We start from the raw sequence: 8,863 nt of genomic DNA, 5'->3' as shown, positions 1-8,863 counted from the left end.
CGCCCGGTTACATTCCGAACCCGGAAGCTAAGCCTTTCAGCGCCGATGGTACTGCAGGGGGGACCCTGTGGGAGAGTAGGACGCCGCCGAACAAATTTTACGGGAAAGCCCCGCACCTCTGGTGCGGGGCTTTTCTGCGTTATGGGTTCTTGGCTCTGCACGGAGAACAGGGCGCGACGGTGAGTGGATTTCCTCATCAGAGGTGATCAGAGGCGATCAGAAGAGATCCACTCACCTGCTCAGAAAGCAGCAGCCGTCACAGACGGCCGGCCGCCTTCAGTGCGAGATACGCGTCCGCCAGCGCCGGCGCGAGGTTGTCCGGTGTCGCGTCGACGACCGTGACGCCGTGGCGCTGGAGCTGTTCCGCAGAGCGGAGGCGCTGTGCCTGGGCCTGGGCGCCGGCGGCGGCCTCGTACACCGCGTCGACGGAGCCGCGGGCGCGGGCCATCTCGGCGGTGTGCGGGTCGGAGACGGAGGCGACCACGACCGTGTGCCGCTGGGTGAGCTGCGGGAGGACCGGCAGCAGGCCCTCCTCGACGGGGGCGGAGTCCAGGCTGGTCAGCAGGACCAGGAGCGAACTGCGCGGGGCCTTGGCCAGGGCGGTCGCGGCGAGGGCTCGGGCGTCGGTCTCGACCAGTTCGGGCTCGAGCGGGGCCATGGCGTTGACCATGGCCGGCAGGACGTCCGTCGCGGACCGGCCGAGGACCTGGGCGCGGACGCGGCGGTCGTAGGCCAGGAGGTCGACGCGGTCGCCGGCGCGGGAGGCCAGGGCGGTGAGGAGCAGGGCGGCGTCCATCGAGGCGTCGAGGCGCGGGACGTCGCCGACGCGGCCGGCCGACGTGCGGCCGGTGTCGAGGACGATGAGGATGTGGCGGTCGCGCTCGGGGCGCCAGGTACGGACGGCGACGGTGGTCTGGCGGGCGGTGGCGCGCCAGTCGATGGAGCGGGTGTCGTCGCCGGGGACGTACTCGCGGAGGCTGTCGAACTCGGTGCCCTCGCCGCGGGTGAGCACGCTGGTGCGGCCGTCGAGTTCGCGGAGCCGGGCCAGCCGGGAGGGCAGGTGTTTGCGGCTGGTGAACGGGGGCAGGACGCGGACCGTCCAAGGCACCTCGTGGTTGCTCTGACGGGCCGCCAGGCCGAGCGGGCCGAAGGAGCGGACGGTGACGCGGGCGGCCTTGCGTTCGCCGCGGCGGGTCGGCCGCAGGACGGTGGTGAGGCGTCGGCGTTCCCCTGCGGGGATCGTCAGTTCGTTGCGGGACGCAGCCTGTTCGGTGCCGGGGAGCCAGCTGCTGGGCGGCCAGGCGTCGCGGACATGGGCCCGCAGCTTCCGGCGCGAGGGGTTGGTGACGGTGAGCTGCACTTCCGCCGCGTCACCGAGTCGAACTGACGTATCACCACTTCGGGTGAAACGCAGCGTTCGCACTGGCGCCGCCATCGCGTAGTCGCACAGAATTGCGAGGGAGAGGGGCGCGTTCACCGCGAGCATCCCCGCCCAGCTGGGGGCGAGGATGCCGACGGGGAGCGAGCCTATGGCGGCGAGGAGCGCGGTTCGTCCGGTCAGGGCCACGTCGCTGCCTCAGCGGGGGACGGGTACGTGGGCGAGGATCGCGGTGATGACGGAGTCGGCGGTGACTCCCTCCATCTCGGCCTCGGGCCGCAGTTGGATGCGATGACGCAGGGTGGGCAGAGCGAGGGCCTTCACATCGTCCGGGATCACGTAGTCCCGGCCGGTGAGCCAGGCCCAGGCGCGGGCGGTCGACAGCAGTGCGGTGGCTCCTCGGGGAGAGACCCCGAGCGTCAGTGAGGGGGATTCACGCGTGGCACGACAGATATCGACGACATAGCCGGCGATCTCGGGGGAGACCGAGGTCTTCGCCACGGCGGCGCGGGCGGCCTCGAGTTCGGCGGGTCCGGCGACCGGACGGACGCCGGCGGCCTGGAGGTCGCGCGGGTTGAAGCCGTCGGCGTGCCGGGTGAGGACGCTGATCTCGTCCTCGCGGGACGGCAGAGGCACCGTCAGCTTGAGCAGGAAGCGGTCGAGCTGGGCCTCGGGGAGCGGGTAAGTGCCCTCGTACTCCACCGGGTTCTGCGTCGCCGCGACGAGGAAGGGCTCGGGCAGCGGGCGCGGGGTGCCGTCGACGGTGACCTGACGCTCCTCCATGGCCTCCAGGAGGGAGGACTGGGTCTTCGGAGGGGTGCGGTTGATCTCGTCGGCGAGCAGCAGGTTGGTGAAGACCGGGCCGGGCTGGAAGGAGAACTCGGCGGTGCGGGCGTCGTAGACGAGCGAGCCCGTGATGTCACCGGGCATCAGATCGGGGGTGAACTGGACGCGCTTGGTGTCGAGTTCGAGTGCGGCTGCCAGTGCGCGGACGAGCAGGGTCTTCGCGACGCCGGGAACGCCTTCCAGGAGGACGTGGCCACGGCAGAGCAGGGCGACGACGAGACCGGTGACGGCGGGGTCCTGGCCGACCACGGCCTTCGCGATCTCGGCGCGCAGGGCCTCCAGGGAGGCGCGGGCGACGTCCGAGTTCTCAACGGTCGCGGGGGTCGGGGCGGTCATGAGGTGCGTACCTCTCTTTCGAGGGCGTCGAGTTGGTCCGCCAGGCGGATCAGGGCGGCGTCGTCGGCGGGAGCCGGGCCGTAGAGAAGGTCCCTGAGGTCGCGGCCGCTCTCGGGGAGCCGGGCGGAGACCGCGGGGAGCAGGGCGTCGGGGGCGTGGGCGTCGCGCGGGGCGACGCCGAGCAGGGGGGCGATCCGGGTGCGGGTCGCGGTGCGCAGGACGGTGGCGGCGCGGTCGCGGGCGCCGGCCCTGCGGTAGAGGCGGGCGCGGCCCTCGGTGGTCTCGGAGGCGCGGATGGCCACCGGGAGACGTTCCGTCACCAGGGGGCCGAGGCGGCGGGCCCGCCAGACGGCGGCGAGCAGGGCCGCGACGGCGAGCTGCAGCGTGCCCCACAGCCAGCCGGACGGGACGAGCGAGAGGAAGCCTGTGGCGACGTCGCCTTCCTCGGACGACTCGTCGGAGGAGCCTTCGGCGAGCGAGGGGTCGGACAGAGAGGGGAGGTACCAGACCAGATGGGTGCGGGAACCGAGGAGTTGAAGCGCGAGCGAGGCGTTGCCCTGCTCGTCGAGACGGTCGTTGTAGAGCAGGTCGGGAGCGCCCAGGACGACGAGGTCGCCGTCGACGCCCTTGACGCGGACGAGAGCCGGGTCGCCGTCGCTCGGGTAGCAGAGCTCGGTCTGCGACGCGGGGAGGGAGGAGGTGTACGTCTCGCCGCCGAGGAGGACGCTGCCGGCGCGGGTGGCGGCCGGGAGGTCGCAGGCCGGCTGCAGGTTCTCGACCGGGGCGGCGGAGGCGTTGGTGACGCCCGGGGCGAGGGTGCCCAGGGAGGCGGGACCGGGGGCGAGAAGGACCGTGCGGCCGGCGCCGTTGACCGCGGAGCTCAGGGTTCGCTGCTGACGCGGGGTCAGCAGGTCGGGGGTGGTGACCAGCACGGTGGTGTCCGGGCCGGCGGCGGCGGTGACCTCGGCCAGCGTGGTGGCCGGAGTGACCGTGATGCCCTGGCCCTTGAGGAGTTCGGCGACGGCGCGGCTGCCGAGCTTGTCGGCGGAGCGCGGGTCGAGCCGGCCGTGATGGTCCCCGGAGCGCACGGCGGCCAGGGCGATCGCGCCGATGACGAGGATCGCGAGACCGGCGAGCAGTCCGCGGGTGCGGGTCCACACCACACGGGCGGGTACGGCCGTCGAGGTCGGGCTCGTGGGAGTCCTGCTCATCGGGCGGCCCCCTCGGTGGCGGCTTCGAGCTTCGGCTTCGTCCGCTCCAGGGCTCCGTCCAGGCGTTCCACCCGGCGGTACGCGGACTCGTCCGCGCTGCGGCCGCCGTACGTGACGTCGTCGAACGTGCGGGCCGCGGCGCGCAGTTCGTCCGCGTGCCCGGGCAGGGCGCGGCCCGCCTCGGCGGCTGCCTCGTCGGAGGTGCGGCCGGGCCGGGGGTCGAGGACGGTGCGCTCCTCCAGGGAGCGGACGACGGCGCGCATCCGCTCCTGGACGGCCTGGTTCCAGCGGCCGGCGGCCGCGTGGCGGTCGGCGGCGGTCCGGTGCTCGGCGGCCGTGCGGGGGCCCTCGTCGAAGAGCGAGTCCGCGGTGCCCGGTGTGCGCTGCGGGGTGCCGAGCCGCCACCACAGGGCGGCGATCAGCGCGACGACGACGACCGCGATGGCGGTCAGGCCCAACCAGCCGGTGGAGCCGACGCCCGAGGCCGACTCGAAGAGTCCGCCGACCCACTCCCAGAACTTGTCCAGCGCACGCTGGAGCAGGCTCGGGTCGTTCTCGTGGTACATCGGCTTGGACAGCTCCCGCTCCGCCGCCTCGCGGGCGGGGTCGCGGGGCGTGTCCACCGGCACGTCCGTGCGTACGCGGAGCAGCAGGCGCGCCGCGATCGTTCCCCCCGTGGTGATCACCCCGTCAGCTCCCGGCGGGTTGGGCGCCGGTGGCGGGGTCCTGACCGCTCAGGCCCGCAGCCCGGGCGAGTTCGATGTCGAGCGCCTCGCGGCGGATGCGCTGGTCGACGTAGAGCAGGACGACGACGCCGGCGGAGATCGGGTACGTGATCGCGGAGCCGATCACCGCGCCGATGCCCGTGACGATCAGGAAGGCCCAGCTGTACTCCGGGGTGTCGCCGCGCATCAGGCTGCTGATGAAGTCGCCGTCGAACAGGAGCGCCACGAACATGAACGGGAGCTGGATGATCATCGTGACCAGCGCGGAGAGGATCGCCATCAGCACCTGAACGCCGAAGATCCGCCACCAGGAGCCCTTGACCAGCTTCGCGGACCGCTTGAGCGAGTCGACGACGCCGCGGCGCTCCAGCATCAGCGCCGGCGGGGCCAGGCTGTAGCGGAAGACGACCCAGGTGATGAGGAGGAACGCGGCCAGCGCGCCGAGCGCGGCGAGCAGTCCGCCGCCGACGCCGCCGATGAGCAGGCCGGGCACCAGCCCGATCGTCAGGGTCACCAGCGCGAACACCGGCAGCAGCATTGTCAGCCCGAGCAGCGGCAGCAGCCGGGGGCGGGCCTCCTGCCAGGCGTCCGCCAGCGTCACGCCGCGGCCGAGGACGGAGCGGCTGATGACGACGGTGAGCAGGGCCGAGCTGACGATGGTGGCGGCCAGTGTGATCAGCAGGGCCGGGACGCTGGCGAGGAGCGAGGACTGCAGGCTGTCGGCGGCCTGTGCCATCGCCTCGGACGGGGACGCGTCCGGGTTGACGTCCGGCGGGGTCGGTACGAGATAGCGCTGGACCAGGATCGTCGCGATCTGCGAGATCACCGCGACCGTGATCGAGATGGCCAGCACGGGACGCCAGTGGGTACGCAGCGTCGACACCGCGCCGTCGAGGATCTCGCCGATGCCGAGCGGGCGCAGCGGGATCACTCCGGGCTTGGCGGCCGCGGGCGCCGGGGCACCCCAGCCGCCGCCCCAGCCCTGCTGGGGCTGCTGCTGCGGCGGGACGGGAGCGCCGTCGCCCGCGGCGGGCGCGGTGGGCGGCGACCACTGGCCCGCGGGCGGCTGTTCCTTCGACCACTTCACGCCGGACTCGTCCGCGTCGGCGGGGCCGGCGGGCCGCGGGATCGCGGCGTCGTCGCGGCCGTCGGAGGGATCGGAGGGCGCAGATCCGGGCGAGGCCCAGCCCGGAGTGTCGTTCACTGTCGTCCACCTCGAGTTTCGGTCGCGGGGCCGGCTCACCGAGCCGGCCCGGTCTCAGCGCCCGGCAGCCCTGTGGGGCGGCCGGCCGGCTGCCATCGTGCCACGCGGGGCCCGCCGGCGGGCGGGCCCGGGGAGCTCCTTCACGGCTCGGCTGCGCAGGTCACCGGGTGCAGAAGGGGCGGAGTGCGACCAGTCCGTACAAACTCACGAGTAGACGGCGCAAGAGGGGCCGGTGAAGGAGCGGTGATCTTCCGGCTGCTCGGGGTACGGTGCTGGCCGGCCACGGGGGCCACGGGGTGACCTGCACGCCTGACGTCGACACCCACGCACGAGGTGACCAGCGCCGGACGATCATGGGGAACGTCGGTGCCGGCCAGTGAGCTATCTCACCAGCCGCCTTGAGACTGATACGGAAATGGGATGATGTCGATATGAAGGGACGCGTTCTCGTCGTCGACGACGACACCGCACTGGCCGAAATGCTCGGGATCGTGCTGCGGGGCGAAGGCTTCGAGCCGTCGTTCGTGGCGGACGGAGACAAGGCACTCGCCACTTTCCGGGAAGCCAAGCCTGACCTGGTGCTGCTCGATCTGATGCTGCCCGGCAGGGACGGCATCGAGGTGTGCCGGCTCATCCGCGCCGAGTCCGGCGTGCCCATCGTCATGCTCACCGCCAAGAGCGACACCGTCGACGTGGTCGTGGGCCTGGAGTCCGGGGCTGACGACTACATCGTCAAGCCGTTCAAGCCGAAGGAGCTCGTCGCCCGCATCCGGGCGCGGCTGCGGAGGTCGGAGGAGCCCGCTCCGGAGCAGCTCGCCATCGGCGACCTCGTCATCGACGTGGCCGGCCACTCGGTGAAGCGCGACGGGCAGTCCATCGCCCTGACGCCGCTCGAGTTCGACCTCCTGGTGGCCCTCGCCCGCAAGCCGTGGCAGGTCTTCACCCGCGAGGTCCTGCTGGAGCAGGTGTGGGGCTACCGGCACGCGGCCGACACCCGGCTGGTGAACGTGCATGTCCAGCGGCTGCGCTCCAAGGTCGAGAAGGACCCGGAGCGGCCGGAGATCGTCGTGACCGTCCGAGGCGTCGGTTACAAGGCCGGACCGAGCTGATCATGAGCGTAGGCAGTGTTGCTCCGAAGCCCGGGGAGCCGGGAGTCCGTACGGGGCGGACTGCCGGGCCCAGACGCGGGCCCTTGAGGTTCGGCCGTCCGCTCGGCGGGCGGCTGCTTCAGGACAGGGCACCGGGTGGACCGGTGCTCCGTCTCTTCGTGCGCTGGGTGCGGCGTCCGCTGCTGCCCGCCGTACGGCTGTGGAGGCGGAACATCCAGCTGCGGGTCGTCGCGGCCACGCTGCTGATGTCGCTCGGCGTGGTGCTGCTGCTCGGGATCGTCGTCATCGGCCAGGTGCGCAACGGTCTGCTCGACGCGAAGGAGAAGGCCGCGCAGAGCCAGGCCGCCGGCGGTTTCGCCGCGGCGCAGGACCGGGCGAGCACGGCGACCGCGCCCGGCGGCCAGGACGGCGGCCGCGCCGGCTCCTCGGTGAACTGGCGGTCCGAGCTGGTCGCCATGCTCGCCAGCGGCGGGCAGAGCGCCTACAACGTGGTCGCGCTGAGCCTCGAGTCCGAAGGGACCGCGAGCCGCGGCGCCCGGGCCTCGGGCGAGGTCGACCCCACCACCAGCATCCCCGTGGACCTGCGGCACGCCGTGGCGCAGGGGGCGGGCACGTTCCAGTCGTACACGCGGATCCAGTACGCCTCCGGCAAGGCGTCCGAGCCGGGCCTGGTCGTGGGCAAGCGGCTCAACGACCGCGAGGGCACCCAGTACGAGCTGTACTACCTGTTCCCGCTGACGCAGGAGGAGGACTCCCTCGCCCTGGTCAAGACCACCCTGGCGACCGCCGGGCTGTTCGTCGTCGTCCTGCTCGGGGCGATCGCCTGGCTCGTGGTGCGACAGGTCGTCACGCCCGTGCGGATGGCCGCGGGCATCGCCGAGCGGCTCTCCGCGGGCCGCCTGCAGGAACGCATGAAGGTCAGCGGCGAGGACGACATCGCGCGGCTCGGCGAGGCGTTCAACAAGATGGCCGCGAACCTCCAGGGCAAGATCCAGCAGCTGGAGGAGCTGTCCCGGATGCAGCGGCGGTTCGTCTCCGACGTCTCGCACGAGTTGCGCACCCCGCTGACGACGGTGCGGATGGCCGCGGACGTCATCCACGAGGCCCGCAGCGACTTCGATCCGGTGACCGCTCGCTCCGCGGAACTTCTCGGCGACCAGCTCGACCGCTTCGAGTCGCTGCTCGCCGACCTGCTCGAGATCAGCCGCTTCGACGCGGGCGCGGCCGCGCTGGAGGCCGAGCCGATAGACCTGCGCGAGGTCGTACGGCGCGTCATAGGCGGCGCGGAGCCGCTGGCCGAGCGCAAGGGCGGCCGGATCGTCGTCGTCGGCGACGAGCAGCCGGTCGTGGCCGAGGCGGACGCCCGCCGGGTCGAGCGGGTGCTGCGCAACCTGGTCGTCAACGCCGTCGAGCACGGCGACGGCAAGGACGTGATCGTGCGCATGGCCTCGGCCGGCGGCGCGGTCGCCGTGGCCGTGCGCGACTACGGCGTCGGGCTCAAGCCCGGCGAGGCGACGCGGGTCTTCAACCGCTTCTGGCGGGCCGACCCGGCCCGCGCCCGCACCACCGGCGGCACGGGCCTCGGCCTGTCCATCGCCGTTGAGGACGCGCGGCTGCACGGCGGCTGGCTGCAGGCCTGGGGCGAGCCGGGCGGCGGCTCCCAGTTCCGGCTCACGCTGCCGCGGACGGCGGACGAGCCGCTGCGCGGTTCCCCGATCCCCCTGGAGCCCGAGGACTCGCGGCGCAACCGCGAGCAGGCCGCGGCCGGGGTGTCCCCGGACGAGGCCGGCCGGGCCCGTCGGCCGGCCCTGCCGGCCCAGCCGGGCGGCGAGCGCCCCGGGCTGACGATGGCCGTGGGCCGGCCCGGCCCGCCGCGGCTGCCGCGCGAGGCGGCCGACCCGACGGCGCTGCCGGGCGGGGTGTCCCGCGTGGTCGCCCGCACGGGCGGCGAGGGCAGTGAGGCGACGAGGACGCCGTCGGCGGCGGAGCGGGAGGGCACGACCAGTGGGGGCTGACAGCGGACGCCGGGCCCCGGGCCCGGCCGGCGGCACGGA

At 73.3% G+C, this 8,863-nt stretch carries 7 protein-coding genes and 1 rRNA gene; 3 read left to right on the top strand and 5 right to left on the bottom strand.

All coding sequences use genetic code 11. The features are described from left to right. Positions 1-92: ribosomal RNA gene (gene rrf, locus ACGFMM_RS22320) — 5S ribosomal RNA — on the top strand; the annotation flags it as partial. A 164-nt stretch (positions 93-256) separates the two neighbouring features. On the opposite strand, the gene ACGFMM_RS22315 is transcribed toward rrf, so the two are convergent. The 5 genes from ACGFMM_RS22315 to ACGFMM_RS22295 are packed head-to-tail and all read right to left on the bottom strand — an operon-like array spanning position 257 to position 5,700. Continuing rightward, positions 257-1,567, bottom strand: coding sequence for a DUF58 domain-containing protein (locus ACGFMM_RS22315; RefSeq protein ID WP_393648131.1), 1,311 nt, complete (start codon positions 1,565-1,567; stop codon positions 257-259). 9 nt (positions 1,568-1,576) lie between these two features. Then, positions 1,577-2,560, bottom strand: coding sequence for an AAA family ATPase (locus ACGFMM_RS22310; protein WP_393648130.1), 984 nt, complete (start codon positions 2,558-2,560; stop codon positions 1,577-1,579). Beyond that, a complete protein-coding gene (locus ACGFMM_RS22305; protein ID WP_393648129.1) occupies positions 2,557-3,771 on the bottom strand; it encodes a DUF4350 domain-containing protein in 1,215 nt (404 codons plus the stop codon). The genes ACGFMM_RS22310 and ACGFMM_RS22305 overlap by 4 nt, the downstream gene beginning before the upstream one ends. Then, the gene (locus ACGFMM_RS22300) at positions 3,768-4,457 is read right to left on the bottom strand and encodes a DUF4129 domain-containing protein (RefSeq protein ID WP_393648128.1); all 690 of its coding nucleotides are present in this window, start codon (positions 4,455-4,457) and stop codon (positions 3,768-3,770) included. Before ACGFMM_RS22300 ends, ACGFMM_RS22305 begins: the two co-directional genes overlap by 4 nt. 4 nt (positions 4,458-4,461) lie before the next feature. Further along, entirely contained in the window at positions 4,462-5,700 is a 1,239-nt protein-coding gene (locus ACGFMM_RS22295; protein WP_393648127.1) for a glycerophosphoryl diester phosphodiesterase membrane domain-containing protein, read from the bottom strand. 431 nt (positions 5,701-6,131) lie between these two features. Between ACGFMM_RS22295 and mtrA the strand changes: the two genes are divergently transcribed. After that, the gene (mtrA, locus tag ACGFMM_RS22290) at positions 6,132-6,809 is read left to right on the top strand and encodes a two-component system response regulator MtrA (protein WP_393648126.1); all 678 of its coding nucleotides are present in this window, start codon (positions 6,132-6,134) and stop codon (positions 6,807-6,809) included. Positions 6,810-6,811: 2 nt separating this feature from the next. Next, positions 6,812-8,824, top strand: a complete 2,013-nt coding sequence (mtrB, locus tag ACGFMM_RS22285) for an MtrAB system histidine kinase MtrB (RefSeq protein WP_393648125.1) — start codon at positions 6,812-6,814, stop codon at positions 8,822-8,824. The last annotated feature ends 39 nt before the right edge of the window (positions 8,825-8,863 follow it).

Source organism: Streptomyces sp. NPDC048604 (genome assembly GCF_043199435.1).
Lineage (GTDB): Bacteria > Actinomycetota > Actinomycetes > Streptomycetales > Streptomycetaceae > Streptomyces.
This window is presented reverse-complemented; position numbering and strand designations above follow the sequence as displayed.

Bases quoted from the DNA above. Each gene is read 5' to 3' on its own strand.
- mtrB (WP_393648125.1), top strand. From the start codon at position 6,812: ATGAGCGTAGGCAGTGTTGCTCCGAAGCCCGGGGAGCCGGGAGTCCGT.
- ACGFMM_RS22310 (WP_393648130.1), bottom strand. From the start codon at position 2,560: ATGACCGCCCCGACCCCCGCGACCGTTGAGAACTCGGACGTCGCCCGC.
- mtrA (WP_393648126.1), top strand. From the start codon at position 6,132: ATGAAGGGACGCGTTCTCGTCGTCGACGACGACACCGCACTGGCCGAA.
- ACGFMM_RS22305 (WP_393648129.1), bottom strand. From the start codon at position 3,771: ATGAGCAGGACTCCCACGAGCCCGACCTCGACGGCCGTACCCGCCCGT.